The 19,726-nt window shown below is 62.2% G+C and carries 19 protein-coding genes; 13 read left to right on the forward strand and 6 right to left on the reverse strand.

The features are described 5' to 3' along the window. Positions 1–97 precede the first annotated feature (97 nt). A complete protein-coding gene (locus FJ527_RS25470) occupies positions 98–1,381 on the reverse strand; it encodes an alpha-D-ribose 1-methylphosphonate 5-triphosphate diphosphatase (RefSeq protein ID WP_281406550.1) in 1,284 nt (427 codons plus the stop codon). Positions 1,382–1,588: 207 nt separating this feature from the next. Here FJ527_RS25470 and FJ527_RS25475 point away from each other — a divergent pair, with 207 nt between their 5' ends. Beyond that, positions 1,589–1,792, forward strand: coding sequence for a hypothetical protein (locus tag FJ527_RS25475; RefSeq protein WP_140824301.1), 204 nt, complete (start codon positions 1,589–1,591; stop codon positions 1,790–1,792). A 431-nt stretch (positions 1,793–2,223) separates the two neighbouring features. Here the strand turns inward: FJ527_RS25475 and FJ527_RS25480 are convergent, their stop codons facing one another. Beyond that, the gene (locus FJ527_RS25480) at positions 2,224–3,024 is read right to left on the reverse strand and encodes a carbohydrate ABC transporter permease (protein WP_224585587.1); all 801 of its coding nucleotides are present in this window, start codon (positions 3,022–3,024) and stop codon (positions 2,224–2,226) included. Positions 3,025–3,159: 135 nt separating this feature from the next. Here FJ527_RS25480 and FJ527_RS25485 point away from each other — a divergent pair, with 135 nt between their 5' ends. Then, positions 3,160–4,002, forward strand: coding sequence for a helix-turn-helix transcriptional regulator (locus FJ527_RS25485; RefSeq protein WP_140824303.1), 843 nt, complete (start codon positions 3,160–3,162; stop codon positions 4,000–4,002). A gap of 401 nt (positions 4,003–4,403) precedes the next feature. Next, entirely contained in the window at positions 4,404–4,964 is a 561-nt protein-coding gene (locus FJ527_RS25490) for a GNAT family N-acetyltransferase (protein ID WP_246677805.1), read from the forward strand. Positions 4,965–5,004: 40 nt separating this feature from the next. Here the strand turns inward: FJ527_RS25490 and FJ527_RS25495 are convergent, their stop codons facing one another. Next, positions 5,005–6,027 carry an aminopeptidase gene (locus FJ527_RS25495; protein ID WP_140665972.1) on the reverse strand — a complete coding sequence of 341 codons (1,023 nt, stop codon included), beginning with the start codon at positions 6,025–6,027 and terminating at the stop codon, positions 5,005–5,007. 243 nt (positions 6,028–6,270) lie between these two features. Here FJ527_RS25495 and FJ527_RS25500 point away from each other — a divergent pair, with 243 nt between their 5' ends. Both FJ527_RS25500 and FJ527_RS25505 read left to right on the forward strand, forming a co-directional pair. Next, positions 6,271–7,029: an SDR family oxidoreductase gene (locus tag FJ527_RS25500; protein ID WP_140824304.1), complete on the forward strand. Its 759-nt coding sequence runs from the start codon at positions 6,271–6,273 to the stop codon at positions 7,027–7,029. Beyond that, positions 7,026–7,922: a sigma-70 family RNA polymerase sigma factor gene (locus tag FJ527_RS25505; RefSeq protein ID WP_140824305.1), complete on the forward strand. Its 897-nt coding sequence runs from the start codon at positions 7,026–7,028 to the stop codon at positions 7,920–7,922. The genes FJ527_RS25500 and FJ527_RS25505 overlap by 4 nt, the downstream gene beginning before the upstream one ends. A gap of 12 nt (positions 7,923–7,934) precedes the next feature. Here the strand turns inward: FJ527_RS25505 and FJ527_RS25510 are convergent, their stop codons facing one another. The 3 genes from FJ527_RS25510 to FJ527_RS25520 form a co-directional block, all read right to left on the reverse strand. After that, complete coding sequence (locus tag FJ527_RS25510; protein ID WP_140824306.1) at positions 7,935–8,555, reverse strand: FMN-binding negative transcriptional regulator; 621 nt, start codon at positions 8,553–8,555, stop codon at positions 7,935–7,937. Between the two features lie 134 nt (positions 8,556–8,689). Continuing rightward, positions 8,690–9,838: an amidohydrolase gene (locus FJ527_RS25515; RefSeq protein WP_140824307.1), complete on the reverse strand. Its 1,149-nt coding sequence runs from the start codon at positions 9,836–9,838 to the stop codon at positions 8,690–8,692. A 97-nt stretch (positions 9,839–9,935) separates the two neighbouring features. Next, the gene (locus FJ527_RS25520; protein ID WP_140824308.1) at positions 9,936–10,391 is read right to left on the reverse strand and encodes a hypothetical protein; all 456 of its coding nucleotides are present in this window, start codon (positions 10,389–10,391) and stop codon (positions 9,936–9,938) included. Between the two features lie 215 nt (positions 10,392–10,606). On the opposite strand from FJ527_RS25520, the gene FJ527_RS25525 reads away from it, so the two are divergent. From FJ527_RS25525 to FJ527_RS25560, 8 genes are all read left to right on the forward strand, one after another. After that, positions 10,607–11,467: a xanthine dehydrogenase family protein subunit M gene (locus tag FJ527_RS25525; RefSeq protein WP_140824309.1), complete on the forward strand. Its 861-nt coding sequence runs from the start codon at positions 10,607–10,609 to the stop codon at positions 11,465–11,467. Continuing rightward, positions 11,467–11,943: a (2Fe-2S)-binding protein gene (locus FJ527_RS25530; RefSeq protein ID WP_015316741.1), complete on the forward strand. Its 477-nt coding sequence runs from the start codon at positions 11,467–11,469 to the stop codon at positions 11,941–11,943. Before FJ527_RS25525 ends, FJ527_RS25530 begins: the two co-directional genes overlap by 1 nt. Position 11,944: 1 nt before the next feature. Then, positions 11,945–14,209, forward strand: coding sequence for a xanthine dehydrogenase family protein molybdopterin-binding subunit (locus tag FJ527_RS25535; protein WP_140824310.1), 2,265 nt, complete (start codon positions 11,945–11,947; stop codon positions 14,207–14,209). Between the two features lie 164 nt (positions 14,210–14,373). After that, positions 14,374–14,619, forward strand: coding sequence for a MoaD/ThiS family protein (locus tag FJ527_RS25540; protein ID WP_140824311.1), 246 nt, complete (start codon positions 14,374–14,376; stop codon positions 14,617–14,619). Between the two features lie 354 nt (positions 14,620–14,973). Beyond that, positions 14,974–16,362 carry an Eco57I restriction-modification methylase domain-containing protein gene (locus FJ527_RS25545; protein WP_140824312.1) on the forward strand — a complete coding sequence of 463 codons (1,389 nt, stop codon included), beginning with the start codon at positions 14,974–14,976 and terminating at the stop codon, positions 16,360–16,362. Then, the gene (locus FJ527_RS25550) at positions 16,355–18,244 is read left to right on the forward strand and encodes an ATP-binding protein (RefSeq protein WP_181166482.1); all 1,890 of its coding nucleotides are present in this window, start codon (positions 16,355–16,357) and stop codon (positions 18,242–18,244) included. Before FJ527_RS25545 ends, FJ527_RS25550 begins: the two co-directional genes overlap by 8 nt. Beyond that, the gene (locus tag FJ527_RS25555) at positions 18,238–18,627 is read left to right on the forward strand and encodes an ATP-binding protein (protein WP_140824314.1); all 390 of its coding nucleotides are present in this window, start codon (positions 18,238–18,240) and stop codon (positions 18,625–18,627) included. Before FJ527_RS25550 ends, FJ527_RS25555 begins: the two co-directional genes overlap by 7 nt. After that, positions 18,627–19,724 carry a hypothetical protein gene (locus FJ527_RS25560; RefSeq protein ID WP_140824315.1) on the forward strand — a complete coding sequence of 366 codons (1,098 nt, stop codon included), beginning with the start codon at positions 18,627–18,629 and terminating at the stop codon, positions 19,722–19,724. Before FJ527_RS25555 ends, FJ527_RS25560 begins: the two co-directional genes overlap by 1 nt. The last annotated feature ends 2 nt before the right edge of the window (positions 19,725–19,726 follow it).

A 19,726-nucleotide genomic window follows, 5' to 3' on the forward strand; every position in this document is an offset into this window, starting at 1 on the left:
ATCCAGCCAGCATCTTGAATCACAAATCCAACCGAGCGGGAATCCCTTCCGATTCTATCAAGCGATGAACCGCTCTAAGCCCTAGTTGCCTAGGTGTCTAGTCCTGGGATTGCCCTCGGTCGGCTGGCAGCGGCCGGTCGCGGCCTCCCTCGATCGCCCTGTTCCGCGCCGGTTCAAGCGTACCGTCGCCGTAGATCATGCGGCCGGCGCGGAAGGTGGCTCGCACACGTGGCACCGGCTGGCGGTCGGCCACGACGAGATCGGCCAGCAGCCCAGCCTCGATGGCTCCGCGATCGGTGAGCCCGAGTGCGGCGGCCGGGTTGGCGCTCGTCAGCGCCGCCGCCTTCGCCAGGCCACCGTCGCTCAGTTTCGCCAGGCCGAGCACGGCCGGCAGGATCGAGGCCGGGTGATAGTCGCTGGCCAGCATGTCGAGCAACCCGGCCTCATAGGCCTGGCGAGCGGAAAGATTGCCGGAATAGGATTCTCCGCGCAGCGCATTGGGCGCGCCCATGGCCGTATACACGCCCAGCCGGCGGGCTTCCCGCGCCGCCTCCAGCGTCACCGGGAACTCGCTGAGCACAGTTCCCAGGCCGTGGACCAATTCCACCTTTTCCGGCGTGTCGTCATCGTGGGAGGCGAGCACGATGCCGCGCGCGCGGGCAAACGCCGACAGGCTCTGCAGCGTGCCGAGCACACCGCCATGCCCGTTTCGATCGGCCATGCGCTTGCCGACGACCTCGGATACGTCGGCAATGGACATGCCGCGCTCCTTGGCCAGGCGGGCGATATACAGTTCGACGTCGCGGTATTGTCCCTGGCCAGGCGTGTGATCCATCAGCGAAATCAAATGCAGCTTGCCGGCATCCATCAATCTTTCCAGCACGCCGACAGCCGCGCTGAACGTCACCTCGAAGCGGGCATGTATGCGGTGATCGACCAGAAGGTGGTCTTTCAGCCCGGCGATGGTCTCGATGATGGACGATGTGTGTTCTTCCGAGCGCAGCAAGGCGGCCGTGGCGCTGTTGCCGATGAAGGAGAGCGCGGCATAGGCGGTGGTCACGCCGCAGGAGGCCAGCCGCTTGTCGAGCTCGGCGATGCCGATTTCCATCGGCACGTGGACCCCGCTGCGCGGCTCCACTTCCCGTTCCACCATGTCGCCGTGCATGTCGATGAAACCAGGCAGCAGCAGGCGGCCGCCGCCGACGAAGTCGGCATTCTCGACAGGCTGGTCTCGGATCTCGGCGATCCGGCCGTCTTCGATCCTGACCGCGCCATTGGCAATGACACGGTCGCGCAGCACAATCTCGAATTCGCTCAACCACAGATCCTGTTTCTTCAGCTGATTCCGATGGGGTGCGGCCCTGTCCGTCCGTTCAAGCATGGTCGTCTCCGAAAACAGCATTCCACATGTCCCGATCGCCCTCCGGCCGGGCGGTTTCAAGGCGTGTCATGTGGATGGTTCATTCCCGAGGATCGGATAAGCTCAGTTGGTGACAGCTTTGTGTAGGACAGGCGGGTTGGGCCGCCGTGCTGCCACCGGTGGGCGCAAGATGTGATACGAGACGCACGTTGGTTGGCTACGTCAGGAATGCGCCGCATTTCGGACGTTGAAATAGTCCCTGCCGCGACCTCAAAGCTGACATCCTCGGCGATAGTGCTGGCAATCCAGTTGCTGGCGAACGACAATCAACCAAATGGAGGACGCATGCCCAAGGTCAAACGTGAGAGCGCTCTCGATGAGGAGCGCGCCAAAACAGAGAAGCTCCTCAAAAAGGTTGGATACAAGCCTTGAAGGAGGCCGGTGTTGTATCCAAGCGACCCGACCTCCCAAATCTAAAGATTGAAAATAGACAGAAGTAAGCACGGCCACTCACTCCAGACATGTGCGCCTGCCTTCCGGTCACTCAAATCTAGCCCCGGAATTTTCCAAACCAGACACGAATCATACAGCTAAGTCCATGGTCAGGCGAAAGTCCGAATCCTGTGCACGCCAGGTTTCATACCCGCCAAGAACGAACGATGGAGTGCCGCTTCCATTGCGGATGACCCCTTCGGCTCATGGAGAACGTTGCTGTCCTTTCTATTTGGGGTGGGAAGCGGACCTCAAGAACTACGGCTAAGCCGCGAAGGGAGAGATCATCTCGCCTTGACGGGGATTGAAGGCGGCACTGGTTTGTTCGCCACGCTGGAAGCCGACGCAACGCTTCTCAGACACCTAATCACTTACTGTACGGCACCGAACGTCAGCCCACGCACGAACTGGCGCTGCGTCAGCCAGCCGATCAGAAGAATAGGACCGATCGCCAGCAGAGAAGCTGCAGACAGCCTTCCCCATAACAGATCGTTTGACAGGGTGGAGATGTAAGCGCTCAGGGGCGCACCCTCTAACGATGTCATCTGAACGCTCCAGAATGCTTCATTCCAGCACAGGACGACGGATAGAAGTGCGGTCGAGCACAGGCCGGGTAAGCACAAGGGCACCAGCACAAAGATAATCTGCTGCCGTACGGTCGCACCATCCATCTGGGCACTCTCCAGAATACCAGGTGGGAGCTCGCGCAGATATGAGAATAGCATCCAAACCACGATCGGCAGATTGGTTGTGGTATAGATGACGATGAGCGCGAGTTTGGTGTCAATCAGGCCGACGGCGTTGAAGATCAGATACATCGGTATCGCCACACCGATGCCGGGCATGAACCGGGTCATCAGCATGCCATGCAGCACCGCCCTTCGATGCTTGGCATTGCAGAGCGCCAATGCATAGGCCGTTGGCAGAGCTAACAAAAAGCACAGAGCCGTCGCTCCGCCAGCCTCCACGACGCTATTCAACAGTGGCCGCTGAATGCCGCTAGGTGAGCCGGCTGCGATAAAGTTGTCCAGCGTTGGGATGAACAGGAGCCGTGACGGCTCAAGAGCGTCGACATTCGATTTCAGTGCTGTCAGCAGCATCAAGAAGATCGGTGCGGATATGCTCAATGCCACACCCCAAGCAAGCCAGGTCAGGAGAAGTTTGCGCATCATTTTCATCGCCAGAACCAGTGTGTTACCAGTTCCGAGCGTCTCACGCGCTGCTTCTTGACGCCATCAAAGGCTTGTGGGCTAGATTAAGCGACTTTTAGCGATCTACGCTTCAAGTCGCTTAAAAGTGGAGTCTGTATGTTTCCGCCTCAGCTCATCCTCGCCGAACGCAAGGACGATTTTTGTGCAAACCTCCAACTCTGCTGCGATCACTACCGTTCCGTGTCCGAGGTATGCCGGCGATTGAAGATTAACCGGCAGCAATTCAACCGCTACTTGGCTGGTACGGCGTTTCCGTCGCGGCATAACTATAAGCTTATCAGCGACTTTTTCGGCCTCGAACCCGAACATTTGTTCATGCCAAGCTCCGCGTTTGCGGCATCCTTCAAGCCCCGAACCATGGTAGAGGCTGAGCCGGCATCACGGCGCTGGGACGATCTTCGTCGCGCCGTCCTTGGGTTGCCTCAGTTGGCCGAGTATCAAGGCTTCTATTTCAAGTATTTTTACACCTACCTCGGTGGCCACCGGATCAAGCGTGAGCTGGTGCACTGGTACGGGAGTGAGGGTATGCTCGTATCGTCGGTCAAACAGCGCTACCTCGGAGAGGACGAGGGGGCGGACGCCTCGTCAGCCTTTATCACCTACCGTGGTATCGTTGGCAGCGTTGGCGATCGGTTGATCAATATCGACTATCACCGTGGGACCGGCCGAGAAGTCTCCACGATGTTCCTGTATCCGCGTGGACGTAAGTCGAGGCGAATGAACGGACTAACCGTTAGCGTCAGCCATGGCCCAGCCCGGGCCATTGCCGCGGCTCGCGTTGTCATGGATTTCATCGGGACTGAGATCGACCGGCGCGTTGCCCTAAGCGGTCTTGGCAGTTACGACCTTGACGACGCGTCGGTGCCAGCCACTATTAAACGCGCGGTCCTCAACGACCTTGATCCTGGCGAGACACTCTTCGCAGCGCGGCATCGTTGATTATTGATCGTTACGCATGGTTCGGGGCGTTGTTCCATGCACTCACGAAGGCTACTGCATCACCGTTCGCAGATTGTCTTGTCATCCTAAAGGAGTCGATCGCCAACAGCAGCTTTCGTTTGTGCAGGCCCGAAGCCAGTCAGTCTGGATTCGGCCCCACAACGGCCGTTCATCGCGAATCGCCAACGCGCGTTGTCATAGTCCCGCCCTGTGGTGGGCTGGTGCCATCACCAAATCTCACGCCACTCGCTGGCCGGCGGTAGCCGGGTGGCCCCGGAGTGATTGAAGCGCACGGCGCTGGGGCTGAAGGCGGTTGGGGCGTAGCTTGCGGTCGAATCTGTCCTGGCGGTCAGCCGCCGCGGCTCTCAGCGCCGTTGCATTGGCGCTGCCCCGGGGCGAAAATGCTCTCCATGAAAGCAGTTCCCAGGCTCACCACACCAAGGCTCGTGCTTCGGGCGCCGGGCGAGCGGGATATCCCGGCGTGGTTCGCGCGCGCGAGCGATGTCGAATCCGCCTCCCTTGCCGGCGATCCCGTTGCCGACGACATCGGCGCGGGCGCGCGATGGCTCGCCCTTGCGCGTCAGCAGTTCGCCGACGGCCGGGCGATCAAATGGTCGATAGACCAGCCAGGCGTGGCGGACGCGATCGGGACGATAACCCTGTCCTTCGGCGCGGACGACGCCAGGTCGGCCGCATTGGGATTTGTGCTGGGGCGTACCCATTGGGGGCAGGGACTGGGCTCCGAGGCGGCACGCGAGGTCATTCGCTACGCCTTCGAGACCCTGGCGCTCGCACAGGTGACGGCCGAGGCGGCGGCGCGCAATGTCGCGTCGCTGCGGATCCTGGCGAAGCTCGGCTTCAAACATGTCGACAGCTTCATCGATGAGTCCGACGGCGAGCAATGCGAGCGTTTCGTGCTCGCCGCGCACATAGGACCGTTGGTCCTGGCGAACCAGGCTTAGAGCTATCGGAGCACGCCAAAGGCCGCCGTGTTTGCTCAGGTCAATCGCAGCTGGTCGCCGCCTTGAGCGCTTCGGCACGGGCCGGTTCGCGCAGGTCAGCGATCCGTCGAACGGAAGCGTAGAATCTCGGATAGTCGCTGGAGCACAGCTCGAACAGGCGAATAAACGCAGGAACCTGTTCGCCATAGACAGACGTCGCGGCGAGCTTTGCGTTGTTGATCGGCGCATTGAACCAGGCGTCGTATCCCCGGTATCCGGCCCAGCTTCCGTCGCGCATTTGCCGGTAGCGCGTCCGCAACCTGTCGAGCGTGGCTGCCTTGGCCGCCGCCATCCCGTCGGGGGGCCGGGAGCTTTCATAGACCTGCCGCAACTCGTCGCGGGTTTTCGACACCAGTGCGAGAAAATCGGCGCTGCGCTTGCGATCGGCCTCGTAGCGGCGCAATCCGGCGCGATCGCCGGCGGCGCGGAGCCATTTTCTCGTGCCGGTGGTTTCGACGGCGACCGCGAAAGCCTCATTGAATGCGGAATCGCCGTTCACATAGAGGCGCTGATGCGCCAGTTCATGAAAGACAAGGCTCGCCAGATAGGTGTCGTCCTGACGCAGCATGGTCGAGAGCAGCGGGTCACTAGACCAGCCCAGCGTGGAATAGGCGGTGATGCCGGTGACATAGACGTCCAGCCCCTGTCGATGAAGTGCCATGGCGCTTTCGGTCGCGGATTTCCGATCGAAGTAACCCCGGTAGGGAACGCAGCCGAAAACCGGAAAGCACCATGTCTTGGGCGTGAGCGAGAATTGCGGGGCGGCAAAAACGGCCCAGGTCACGGCATCCCGGTGGATGTCGACATAGCTGTGATAGCTGCTGTTGTCGGGCAGTGCCAGCTCATCCGTCGCGAACTGCCTTATGGCGCTCGCCGACGTCAGCTTGGCGCGCAATGCCTCCGGCGTCGAAGGGGCCTCGATCAGTTTTCCAACGTCCTGGCGCGCGGCCATGATCCGGACATGGCCCTCCAGCGATTGCGCGTAGTAGGAAACGCTGGTGCAGCCGCTCAGCGCGGACGCCATGACGGCCGCCGCAAACAATCGAAAAACGCGCTTCACTTCTTCCCCACCGCTTCGTCACCTGCCATGGAGCACATGTTGCGCCCCAATGTCCAAACCGGCGCACCAATTTCGTCAAGATCCATAGCGAGCAGCGGCGCGGACTGTCGACCCGGCTTCTGGCTGACGACAAATCCTCCCCCACCGCTGACTCTTTTCCGGATCCTCAAACGTCTTAGCTACAGTGAAACACTGGAGCAGGGTCAAATGAGCCTCAGGGACAAGAAAATCGTGGTCACCGGCGGCAGCCGTGGGCTTGGCCTCGGATTGGTCGAAGCGCTTGTCGAGCAAGGCGCCGGCGTGACCGTGGTCGCGCGGGGCGCCGAGGCGCTGCAGGCGGTCGGTGCGCGGCTTGGGGTCGCCACCATCGCCGCCGATGTCACGGACGAGGACGCCGCCTATCGCATTCTTGGCGAGGTCCGCCCTGACATACTGGTGCTCAACGCCGGCGCCACGCCCCGGATGGGGCGGCTGGACCAGTTGAAGTGGGAGGACTTCTCCATCGCATGGGAAACCGATGTCAAGGCCGGGCTCTATTGGCTGCAGGCGTCGCTGAACCTGCCGCTCGGGCCGGGCAGCCGGGTGCTGGTCGGGTCGAGCGGTGCGGCCGTCACCGGGTCGCAGATGTCGGGCGGCTATGGCGGCGCCAAGCGGATGCTCTGGTTCATGGCCAAATACGCCAATGGCGTGGCGCAGGAGAAAGGCCTCGGCATCCGCTTCCAGGCGATCGTGCCGCGGCAGATGATCCTCGACACCGGGATCGGCGGTGCGGCGGCGAGCGCCTATGCCGGCTCGATGGGCATCACGCCGGAACAATTCGTCACCCGCTTCGGCGCGCCGATGCCGCCCCGGGCGTTCGGCGACAGGGTGGTCTCGCTGCTGGAAGACCCGCAATATGGCGAGGGCGTCGTCTTCGGCCTCAGCGGCGACGCCGGGGTGACGATCATGGAGGGCGCGGGTCCTTGAACGACGGAAAGCCAGCGGGGGAGCGCGACCGGCAGGAAGGGCTGCTTGCCCTTGCCACCGCCTTGCGGCCGGAGCTGCACCGCTATTGTTCGCGCCTGATGGGCTCGGTCATCGACGGCGAGGATGTCGTGCAGGACACGTTCGCGCGCGTCGTCGTTGCCCTGGAGGAGTTGTGTGAGGTGCCTCGGCTCAGGCCGTGGCTGTTCCGGATCGCCCACAACCGCGCGCTTGACCTGTTGCGTAGCCGCGCAATCCGCGCCGTGGAGCCGATCGAGGCGGCGCTCGACATAGCCGACGAAGCCGACCCGGTGGAGGTGCTGATGCGCAAGCAAGCCGTGCAAACCGCCGTGTCGCGCTTCGCCGAGCTTCCGGTGACGCAACGCAGCGTGGTCATCCTCAGGGATGTGCTCGACGAGCCGCTGGCCGACATCGCCGCCCTGCTCGGCATCACGGTCGATGCGGTGAAGGCGCATCTGGCGCGCGGCCGCGCCCGGCTTCGGCGGATCAACGCCGAGGCCAATCCGCTCCCCGATGCGCGCATCGCATCGGCGGCCATCCTGCGCTACGTCAATCTGTTCAACCGACGCGATTGGGACGGCTTGCGCGCGCTGCTGGCCGACGATGTGAGGCTCCATCAGTCCACGCACAAGCCGCGCGCGGGGGCCGCCGACGTCGGCATGTTCTTCACCATCTACGCCAGGAGCGACGGCTTGTGGCTCAGGCCGGCATGGGTCGAGGGCCGCGAGGTGATCGCGGTGTTCGAAGACCGGGCCGACGCGAAACCCAGTCATTTCATGTGGCTGGAATGGCGCGACGGCCGGATCAGCTTCATTCGCGACTACCGTTATGTCCGGTACGTTATCGAGGACGCCGACCTGGTGCTGGCAAGGTGAGGCGCCGTACCTTCACGGGATGAGGGCGGAGACCTCGCGGTCAGACGGACGCTCGCTCGCCGCCAGCCCGGAGGCCACGCCGGCGCGGTCGGCGGTGTTGCGGTTCTGGCTCATCTTGCGCTTGCCTTCGAGCCTGACGACCGGCATGCGCAGGCCGACAATGCCGCGAAGCTGCGACTGGATGAAGTCTGGCGGCGCGTCCGACACGGCCCAGGGCGCGGCGCGCGCGCCCTCATGCAGGTTGGTCAGCCGGGTGACAACTTCCAGCAGCCTGTCCGCATCCTCGAAGAACTCGACCGGCCCGTAGGCATGAACCGCGGCGTAGTTCCAGGTCGGCACGACCTTGCCGGTTTCCTGCTTGGTGGCGTACCAGGTCGGCGTCACATAGGCGTCCGGGCCCGTGAAGATGGCGAGCCCGTCGCCGATCGCGGGAACGCGCCACTGCGGGTTGGCCTTGGCCAGATGGCCATGGATGACGCCGTGCTCGCCCTCGGTCTCGTCGAGAAAAAGCGGCAGGGGGGTGGCGAGCGGCCCGTCCGCCGTGGCGGTGACGAGATTGGCCAGCCGCGCGGCGCGGATCGTCGCGATCAGGCTGTCCTTGTCGTCGTCGCGGAAGGCGGGCGGCGTGTACATTTTCGAACTCCTCGCATTGCCCTGACAGATGCCACACAATCCGGCCCGTTGGGAATATCCAGTTCGAGGCATCCAGGTGGCCAGTCGATCGGGGACGGAGCTTTGCCACAGTGCTGGCCGGCGTGCCGCTGAGATCAGCCGAGAAGGTTGCGCGCGGTCCTCATGAAGATCTTCGAGCCGATCGGGATCAGGTCGTCGGGAAAGTCGTAGTCGGGATTGTGCAGGGCAGGGTGGCGCTCGCCCGCACCGAGGAAGAACATCGCCGACTTGGCGCTGTGGCCGAACAGGCCGAAATCCTCCGAGGCGCGCATCGGCAAGACTTCCTCGCCATGCGCGACGCTCTCTTCATCGAGGGCGCGCCGCAGGTGCTCGACCGCATCCGGTGCGTTGACGCTGGCGACGAAGATCTCGTGATAGTCCCAGCTGGCGGAGAGGCCGTGGCGGCCGGCGATCTCCTTGACCAGGGTTTCGGCGGCGGCGCAGAGGTCGGCCATGCGCTCGTCGCGGCGCGTGCGCAGCGTTGCCCAGACCTCGGCGTGGGCGGGCGCGATGCCGAATACGGCTTCGCCCATCCGCGCATGGGTGACGGTGACCATGGAGAAATCATCGTCGGCGAAAGTCGCGCGGCCGAGCGCGGGCAGGGCCGGCATCAGCTCCGAGATCGCCGGCATGGGCGAGGTTCCGGTCTCGGGCATGGAGGAATGCGCGGTCTTGCCCTCCAGCACGATGCGCATGCCGCGCGAGGCGCAGTTGACCACGCCGGGCTTGAGCCTGACTTCGCCGAACGGCACGCCGGGCAGATTGTGCAGCGAGAAGGCGAAATCCGGCGCGATCTCGCCAAAGCGCGGATCGGCGACGACGCCGGCCGCGCCATTGCCGGTTTCCTCGGCGGGCTGGAACATCAGCACGACGCGGCCGCTGGCGGGCCGTTCGCGCCCGAACTGGCGGCCAAGGGCGGCCAGGATAGCGGTGTGCCCGTCATGGCCGCACATATGCGACTTGCCAGGAATTTGCGATGCATGCGGCACGCCGGACAGTTCCTCGATGGGCAGCGCGTCGAGTTCGGACCGAAACAGGACGGTTGGTCCGTTTTTGCCGCTGTCGTAGATGGCCGCGACGCCGTGGCCGCCGAGGCCGGTCAGCACCTTGTCCGGCCCGGTGTCGGCGAGGAAGGAGACGACCTCTTTCGCCGTCTTCTCCTCCTCGTTCGAGATTTCCGGCTGCCGGTGCAGCTTGCGCCGCCACTCAGTCAGTTCGACAATGTCGCGATTGGTCAGGGTCATGTTTTTCGCCTCCACTGCGGTCCTGTGCTAGCGATAAACGGCCTTGCCTACCACGGTCCAAGTTCCGGGCTTTGGCGGGCCAGGCCTCGCGATCGGTCTACTTCACGCGGTTGGGGCAGAGCGCCTTGAACTGGTCCAGCGTATAATCGTAGCCCGAGGCGCCGGAGCCATCCAGCACCACCTTTTCGTCGACGGCGGTGATCCGGTAATCCGTCGTCACATCCGTGCCCTTGTTGCGGCCCTGGAACAGCATGGCGGCGCCATAGAAAGTGGTGAATTCGCCGGTCTTGCAGTTGGCGGTGATTTCGAAATGCAGGGGCGCCTTCATTTCCGCATCAATGCACTCCTCGGTGAAATCATGGCCGTATTCGCGGCAGTAGAGGCGGGCCTTGCGCCTGTCGTGCCTGGCCAGGATGCTGGCGTGCGTGGAGCCGATGCCCGACTTTTTGACGATGGTAAGCTCCATTCCAACCCGGGCGCCGTAATAGAGCGTCGCGGCGCCAGCCGGCGCGGCCAGCATCACGGCGCAAAGCACAGCCAACAGACGTCGCATGGAAATTCCTCCCTTGGCCGGGAAGGATTGACGCACGAGGCGGGGCGGTCAAGCCCCAATTGGCCCCACTGGCTGACGCTTCGCGGCCATGTTCCAGGTCGAGTGGACCGCATTTTGCCGCACCTGGCCCAATCGCCTCGGCTCGGGAAACGGATGGTCATTATGAGACGATTGTTTATAACGGTCGCTGAAAATCGCGATACCAAGGGGAGACGATGCGCTACATACGTCCGCTTTCAATCGAAGACGCCGTCGGCCAATTGGCCGGATCGGCCGGCCCGGCCGCCATCCTTGCCGGTGGCAGTGACCTCCTGGTGAGGATGAAGGGCGGCTTTGTCGAACCCGAACTGATCATCGACATCAAGTCGATCGCCGGCTTGCGCGACATCAGGGAAACCGCCGACGTTTTCAGCATCGGCGCCGCCGTGCCTTGCGCCGTGCTGGGCGAGAACGCCGCGCTGAAGAAGGCTTGGCCTGGCGTGGTCGAGGCGGCCAAGCTGATCGGCTCGAAGCAGGTGCAGGGACGCTGCACCATTGTCGGCAATCTGTGCAACGCCTCGCCGGCGGCCGACAGCGTTCCGGCGCTGGTGGCTGCGGGCGCCAGGGCCGTGGTCGTCGGCCCGTCGGGCAAGCGCACCATTGCGGTCGAGACGGTGCCGACCGCGCCGGGCCGGACCTCGCTCGCCAAGGGCGAGATCATCGAGGCGATCCTGCTCGGCAAGCCCGCGCCGCGTTCGGCCGATGCCTATCTCAGGTTCATTCCGCGCACGGAGATGGACATCGCCGTGGTCAGCGCCGGCGTCAACCTGACGCTGGACGAGGCGGGCGTGGTGACAGCGGCCCGTGTGGCGATCGGCGCCGCGGCGCCGACCGTGTTGCTGGTGGAAGAAGGGGCCGAGGCCCTGATCGGCCGCAAGCTCGACGAGGCAGCGCTGGAGCGGCTGGCCAAGGTCTGCGCCGGGGCGTGCCGGCCGATCGACGACAAAAGAGGCACAATCGAATTCAGGCGCAAGGTTGCGGGCGTGCTGGCCAGGCGGGCCGCAATGACCGCCTATGCACGTGCAGGAGGCAAATGATGGCTGGCGTAGCGGTTTCAACCACGATCAACGGCGACAATGTCGAATATCTCTGCCAGCCCGACGAGACGCTGCTCGACGTGCTGCGTGACCGGCTGGGGCTGACCGGCGCGAAGGAAGGCTGCGGCACGGGCGATTGCGGCGCCTGCAGCGTCATCGTCGACGACCGGCTGGTCTGTTCTTGCCTGGTGCTTGGCGCGGAAGCCGAAGGCCGCCGCATCGAGACCGTCGAGGGCATGGCGCATGGCGACAGGCTGCATCCGCTGCAGCAGAAATTCCTGGAGCACGCCGCACTGCAATGCGGCATCTGCACGCCAGGTTTCCTGATCGCGGCCAAGGATCTCCTGGCCAAGAACCCCGACCCGACCGAGGAGGAAATCCGCTTCGGCCTGGCCGGCAATCTCTGCCGCTGCACCGGCTACGACAAGATCGTGCGCGCCGTCCAGGACGCGGCCATCGTTATGAAGGGAGCCTGAGATGAATTTCGATCCGCGTTTTTCGGGGCGTAAATTCGCATCCGTCGGCACGCGCCCGATCCGCCCCGACGGTGTCGACAAGGTGACCGGCCGCGCCCGCTACGGCGCCGATTTCAACATGGCCGGCCAGCTGGTCGGCCGCGTGCTGCGCAGCCCGCACGCGCATGCCAGGATCCGCAAGATCGACACTTCGAAGGCGGAAGCGCTTGCGGGCGTCAAGGCGGTGATCACCGCCGCCGACCTGCCCGACCTCACCGACGGCGATGCCGCCATGTACGACATCCTCGACAATTGCATGGCGCGCACCAAGGCGCTCTATGACGGCCATGCGGTGGCCGCCGTCGCCGCGATCGATGCGCGCACGGCCAGGCAGGCGCTGAAGCTGATCGAGGTCGACTACGAGGTGCTGCCGCATGTCACCGATGTCGACGAGGCGATGGCGCACCACGCGCCGCTGATCAACGACACGATCTTCACCGAAGGGCTGGAGGAAAAACCGGTCAAGGCTTCCAACGTCACCAAGCGCTCGCAGTTCGGCCATGGCGACGTCCATCAGGGTTTTGGGCAGGCCGACTTCATCGTCGAGCGCTCGTTCAAGACCGAGCAGACCCACCAGGGCTATATCGAGCCGCATGCCTGCGTGGCCAATGTCAGTTCCGACGGCACGGCGGACCTGTGGGTCTGCACGCAGGGCCATTTCGTCTATCGCCAGCACTGCGCCCAGCTGCTTGGCATGGAAGCCTCGAAGCTGCGCGTCACCTCGTCCGAGATCGGCGGCGGTTTCGGCGGCAAGACCCATGTCTGGGCCGAGCCGGTGGCGCTCGCTCTGTCGCGCAAGGCCGGCCGCCCGGTGAAGCTGGTGATGACCCGCGACGAGGTGTTCCGCGCCTCGGGTCCGACCAGCGCCACCTCGATCGACGTCAAGATCGGCGCCCGCAAGGACGGCACCATCACGGCGGCGGAAGCGACGCTGCGCTACAGCGCCGGCCCCTATGCCGGCTCCTGGGCCGAGATCGGCGCCATGACGGCGTTCGCCTGCTATCGTCTCGATAACGTCAAGACGGTGGGCTACGAAGTGCTGGTCAACCGGCCGAAGACCGCCGCCTATCGCGCGCCCTCGGCGCCGATGGCGGCCTTCGCGGTGGAAAGCGCCGTCGACGAGCTCGCCAAGGAGCTCGGCATGGATCCGGTCGAATTCCGCATCAGGAATGCCGCGCAGGAAGGCACGCGGTCGTCCTACGGCCCGGTCTACGGCCCGATCGGCATCGGCCCGACGCTGGAAGCGGTGAAGAGCCATGCGCACATGAAGGCGCCGCTGAAGGAGAACCAGGGCAGGGGCATGGCCTGCGGCTTCTGGTTCAATTTCGGCGGCCAGACCTGCGTGGACTTGAACATCGGCATGGACGGCTCGGTGTCGCTGGCCGTCGGCACCGTCGATGTCGGCGGTTCCCGCGCCTCGCTGTCGCTGGTCGCGGCGGAGGAGCTCGGCATCGACTATTCCCAGCTCAAGGCGGTGGTCGCCGACACCTCTTCCCTCGGCTACAACGACATGACCGACGGCAGCCGCGGCACCTTCTCGTCCTCGATGGCGACCATCTCGGCCGCCCGCAACGCGATAAAAATCCTGCGCGAGCGCGCCGCGCAGATGTGGGACATCTCCGTCGACGACGTGATCTGGGAACAGGGCCATGCGGTCGCCAAGGGCGAGAAGCACGGCAATCTCGGCAAGCTGTCGCTGAAGGAGATCGCGGCCAAATCGGGCACCACAGGCGGGCCGATCGCCGGCCATAGCGAGCTCGTCGCCGACGGTGCCGGCGTCTCCTTCGCCACCCATATATGCGACGTCGAGGTCGATCCCGAGACGGGTTCGACCAGGGTGATCCGCTACACGGTGGTGCAGGATGCCGGCAAGGCGGTGCACCCGACCTATGTCGAGGGCCAGTACCAGGGCGGTGCGGCGCAAGGCATCGGCTGGGCGCTCAACGAGGAGTATATTTACGGCAAGGACGGCCGGCTGCAGAACGCCGGCTTCCTCGATTACCGCATCCCTGTCTGTTCCGACCTGCCGATGATCGACACGCAGATCCTGGAAATCCCCAACCCCAACCACCCCTATGGCGTGCGCGGCGTCGGCGAAACCTCGATCGTGCCGCCGCTGGCGGCGATCGCCAACGCGGTGTCGAACGCAGCCGGCGTGCGCATGACCCACATCCCGATGTCGCCGCCCCGCATCCTGGCGGCGATCGAGGCGGAACGGGAAGGGTAAGGCGAAAGCTAGGGATAAGGTGTGTTGAGATTCAGGTCAGGTCGAGCCGAAAGTGGCGGGTTCCGAGAACCGGAGCGGAGCGTACTTGAAGTACGTGAGCACCGGAAGCGCAGGAACCTGCCATTTGCAGGCCGGCCTCACCTGAATATCAGCACACCGTAGCGATGGTCGAGGTCACGCTCTGGGGCGCGCTCAGCCAGCTTGCCGGGGGCCAGAGCAAGGTCAAGGTCGAGGCCAAGGACATCAGGGAACTGTTCAGGAAGCTGGCTGAACAGTATCCCGCCCTGGAGCCATGGATCGAGAAGGGCATCGCGGTGGCGATCGACGGGGTGATCTATAGGGATACGTGGGGGAAGACGCTGCCGCCGGGGGCGGAGATTTTTCTGCTGCCGAGGCTGGCTGGGGGGTGAGGGGGGCGAGGCAAGAGGCTGGCCGCGAGCTCTTGTGGATGACCGCGTTGCGCTACTCGATGGAAAACCGGACATGGCGTGGCGCCGCCTCGGTACGAATTGAAATTGTGAAAGAAGCTTTCGCGAAATATAGGGGCGGAGGAGTCATGACCACTGGAGCCGCGAATGCCAATCGCAAATCTCTGTCGCACAAGCGAGATTCCTGCTAAGTTTGTCTCACGTGTCTCCAGCCGTTGTTAACGGCTCTGCAGCTATAACCGATTGTCCGATCTCGACCGCAACGCTGGTTTGTCGCTTGGGGGCCTCTGAAGAGATTCGGTCCGAAAAAATGATTTGACGGGTGAGCTACTGCGTATGATTACACAACCAGCAGTCAAAGCACGCCAGGTGATCGATTTAACCCGTGATTGGGGTGATTGGAGCAGCGTTTCTCTTTATCTCAATCGCTGCCAAGTCGATACTCCTAGTGAGCTTGTCGAGGCAACTTGGGCTCACGTTAGTCTTCTCCGACCTCAAGTCGGCAAAGTTCTCGATTTAGGCGCAGGTGATGCCCGTTTTGCGTTTGGAGGAACCTATGCAGAATATGTTGGGTACGAGATCGATGGTGATCGTTGTGCGGATGTGAAGCTGCCTCCGAACGCAAGGTTGCTTAACCGTTGCGCTTTCTCGGACGACGTTGATAACGCTGACGTGTGTATCGGTAATCCGCCATTTGTACGCAATCAAGATCTGCCAGCCGGCTGGCGCGAGCAGGCGTCGAAGGTTCTTCAACGTCGTCTGGGAATACATGTCTCCGGCCTTGCGAACGCGTGGCAATACTTCTTCCTTCAGGCTCTCGCCAGCCTCAAGGACGACGGGCTTTGTGCGCTCGTTATCCCGTATGAATGGGTTTCGCGACCATCGGCTCGCGCGCTGAGAACTTTCATCGAAGAGCAGCGCTGGGAGGTGAACGTTTACCGACTGGTCGACACTACTTTCGATAGCGTGCTGACCACATCATCCATCACAATCGTCGACAAGGCCAAGCGCACCGGCACATGGAGCTACTTCGAGGAGACGGCCGAGGGGAAATATCTTTCTCTTCCGTCACCGAGCGGGTCGAGTGCAGGTGTTATTAGCTACGCGAAGCGGAGCGATATCCCTGAAGGCATGCCCCGCGCGATCCGAGGTTTGAGTCCGGGCACGCAGAAGGTCCTTACCCTTACCGAGGGCGAGCGCGTACGGAGCGGACTAATGATCGGCCGCGATGTAGTGCCCTGTATAACTACCTTACGAACGCTGCCGGGTGACCTTCGGGAGCTAGATGATTCGGCATTTAAGAAATACTACCGGTCGCGTGGCCAGAAATGCTGGCTCATCCGCACCGACATTGGCCAGAGCGCAGCCTTGCGCTCGTACCTGAATGCAGTGCCGGCTGAGCAGTACCAGACGGCAACATGTCTGGAGCGGTTGAACTGGTGGGAGTTCAAGATGCCGCCGCTGCCGGACGTCCTGATCGCCCAAAGCTTCAAAGGCGAGTTTCCGAAAGGGGTGCGCAACGCAGTCGGCGCGCGTGCCGTCGGTGGGGTCACAGGAATTTACAACGCAACTGAGAAGCAGATGGTCGCAATCGTAGGTGGTCTCGACGGGCAGGACCTTCGCGACCGGGTCGTCGCACACTCGAACGGACTTCGGAAGATCGAAATCAACCAGCTCAACGCACTGCTTTTGGACAAGTTTTCGTTGGCAGGATCGCGTGACTAAGGCCCTGATCGTGACGAAGGACCGTGTGCTCGATCGGGGAACAATTTCGTTCACCATCGAGAGCCGGATCCTCCGCGAGCTTGGCGAGCGCTTGGTCAAGCAGCCCGAAGTTGCCGTCGTCGAGTTGATCAAGAACGCCTACGACGCGGACGCGACTGAATGTACTGTCGACTACGATCCTCCTCGTTCGATCACGGTCACGGATGATGGTTCTGGCATGACATTGGATCGCTTCACCAATGGTTGGATGCGGATTGGGACGAGTTCCAAGGAAGCAATCCGGTTCAGCGAGATTTATCTAAGGCTAATCACAGGTGAAAAGGGTATCGGTCGGTTCGCAGTCCGGTTCCTTGGGCGAGCGTTGAACCTCGTGTCGGTTGCTGATGATGCTGACCGCGGGATGCGGACTCAACTCTCCGCCACGTTCGATTGGCCGAAGTTCGACCGGCACGAGGATCTCGGCAAGGTTCAGGTGCCATACGTTCTGACCGAGGCGCCGGCGGAGACCGCAACTGGAACCGTCCTGACTATCACCAGGCTGCGGACAGAAGCGAGCCGCCTCGACCTGAATACAGTTCGCACCGGATCAATCGGTATTTTGACGCCGCTTCGATCGCTCTTCCGAGAGATGACAGAAGGCGACGATGTTGAGGTGGTGGCTGACGAGGATGGCGATGCTGTCGATCCCGGTTTCATCCTGAACGTGCGGGTCGGCGACGACGATGAGGAAGGCGACGTCGCCGCCACGATCCTCGACGCTTACGTCCTCCGTGCCCAGTTGCGGCTTCGCGGCGACAAAGTCGATCTGCGTATTTACCGCCGAGGGCAGCGAGTGGCCTACCTGAAGGTCGTTGATACTTACCCGAATGAGATTGGGAAGCTCTACGCCGACATTCGTTTCTTCCCACGACGGTCGGGGACGTTCACCAACATGCCGGTTGACGGTCGTCGTGCTCAGTCGTGGGTCGCCGCGAACCACGGCGTTGCGGTGTTCGACAGAAGCTTTCGAGTCCAACCCTACGGGTCTTCACGTGACGACTGGCTGCAATTGCAGGCGGACGCAGCGCGCAACCGTCGTGACCCACGGTCAACGATCTCTGCCAAGCACTTCGCCATGCCGGCGCAAGTGCGAGCGGACACGTCTCAGAACTGGATGCTGCGATTGCCGCAGTCAGCGCAACTGGTTGGTTTGGTGCAAGTTGAGGGCACTCGATCGAATGAGCTTGATCCCGAGGGCGATGAAGAGGGTCTAATCGCGTCAGCCGATCGCGAGGGCTTTGTCGAGAATGCCGCCTTCGCGCAGCTGAATGACCTGGTCCGCGGTGCCGTTGAGGCGATCGCCTATGCCGACCGGAAGCTCCAGCAGGAAGAGGAGCAAGCCCAGCAGGCAGCACTACTCGCTGACATCCGTGATCGGACGCGCTCGGCGATCTCAGAGGTTCAGTCAAACCCAAACATCGCCGCACAAGATAAGTTGCGCATCGTTGCTGCGATCGCGCAGACGCAACAGCTTGTCGAGCGCCAAGAAGAGAATGCTAGAGAGCGAGAACAACAACTTGAAGTAATGAGTTTGCTCGGCGTCGTCGCCGGTTTTATGACTCATGAGTTCGGTGTTGCGCTTCAAGAACTTGAGTCCACCCAGAAGGATCTAGTTGAACTCGCGAAGTCGGAGCCGAAATTTGGACCGCAAGTTGAGGCGTTCGCCAGTCACATTCGCCAGCTAAAGGAGTTTGTGACGTACTCATCGGGATATATCCAAGGCGCGAAGGTTGCCCCAAGCAAGCCGTACCCAGTTAGGCCACGACTTCAGCAGGTAAAGCGCGTGTTTGGCCGCTACGCCGAGGAGCGGAACATTGAGGTTGGGCGGAGAGCGATTTGCTAGCCCCGCCGGTGCCGGTGTCGCTTTACAACGGCATTGCTCTCAACCTCTATACCAATGCGCTCAAAGCAGTGACGGCGAAGGTCGGCAAGGACCGGGGTAAGATTGCTTTTCGTGCCTGGAATGAAGGTAAGTGGCACTACCTTGAGGTGTCTGATACCGGGGTCGGTATTCCCAGTGCACTCCAAGAGAGGGTTTTCGATCCCCTCTTTACGACGACTCAGTCGAAAAATGATCCGCTCGGTTCGGGCATGGGATTGGGATTGGCGCTTGTACGGCGTGGAGCGGAAGCCTTCGGTGGTAGAGCGGAACTCGTCATTCCGCCGGCTGAATTCGCAACATGCGTGCGGGTTCGCCTGCCGCTACCGGCTGATGGGACCCGATGATGTGCAATGCAAAGGCATCGCTTCTTCTGATCGACGACAACGAGCCGAACCTTGCGGCGCTTCGGCAACGCCTCGTAGCGCTCCTTCATCCTGAAGAAGCCGACCTCCACACTTGGGTTCCTACTGAGAACGACGGCCCGCCGGCTGAAGCCTTCGAAGCACGTGTCGATGAAAATACTGCACTTGTCATCACCGACTATGATCTCACCACCAGCGTAAGAGGGCTCTTCGGTCTAAGTATCGTGGGATGGTGCCAGAAAAAGTCGATTCCTGTGGGCGATTTTTCGCGTGGAAACGTGACGGCGTTGCCGAAAGAACCGAATCTATTCGAGTTGCGTGTACCCACTGACGATGAACACGATGCTGCGTTTATCGCCACAATGTTCCGTGGATTTCGAGCGATTCGCCAAGGTATAGAACATTCACCTGCGCTCCTCACGGAACGCCGTAGCTTAGCGGCTGTATTAGCATCATTGCTTGGACGGCCGAGGCTTGAAAGTCAATTCGCTGCCTACATGTCGCGGCTCGGTGCTGCGAACTCTGCCTTGCTGCAGCGATTGCGCGACTTCGCAGGTGACGAGGAGCCAAACGACGCGGACAAAATTAGACTTTTGACCTACGTTCTGGGGCACGTCCTCTTCAATGCTGTGCTGAAATACCCAGGCCCGATCCTCTCGCGTAAGGCGCTATGCGCCTACGTTGCGACAGGCCCGGAAGAGGGTCCCGCGATCGAGCCTTATTTTGCCGACGCCCGTTATCTTGGACCGTTCAGTGAAGGCCAGAGCCTTTTCTGGAAAGAGGAGGTCGACAGCATTCTGGATCGACTCGGCGCGGATCTGGGAGAGGCGCAATTTGAATCTTTTGCCGACCTCAATCGCCACATCATGGAAACTGTCCTGGGACGACAGCTCTTGCGCCATCAGTGTGACCGCTGTGGCGGCGTTAAGGGCGGTTTCTGGTGTCCATTCACTTTGCGGCCAGTCTGCGAGCGCTCCGATTGCTCGGTACCTTCGAGCAGTTGGATACCGACAGGTGCCCAACTGAGCCGGGTGGAGAAAGATTTCTACGATGAATGGGCTCCCTTGCTGGGGCTATGAGG

It is taken from the genome of Mesorhizobium sp. B2-4-18, from assembly GCF_006441385.1.
Classification (GTDB): domain Bacteria; phylum Pseudomonadota; class Alphaproteobacteria; order Rhizobiales; family Rhizobiaceae; genus Mesorhizobium; species Mesorhizobium australicum.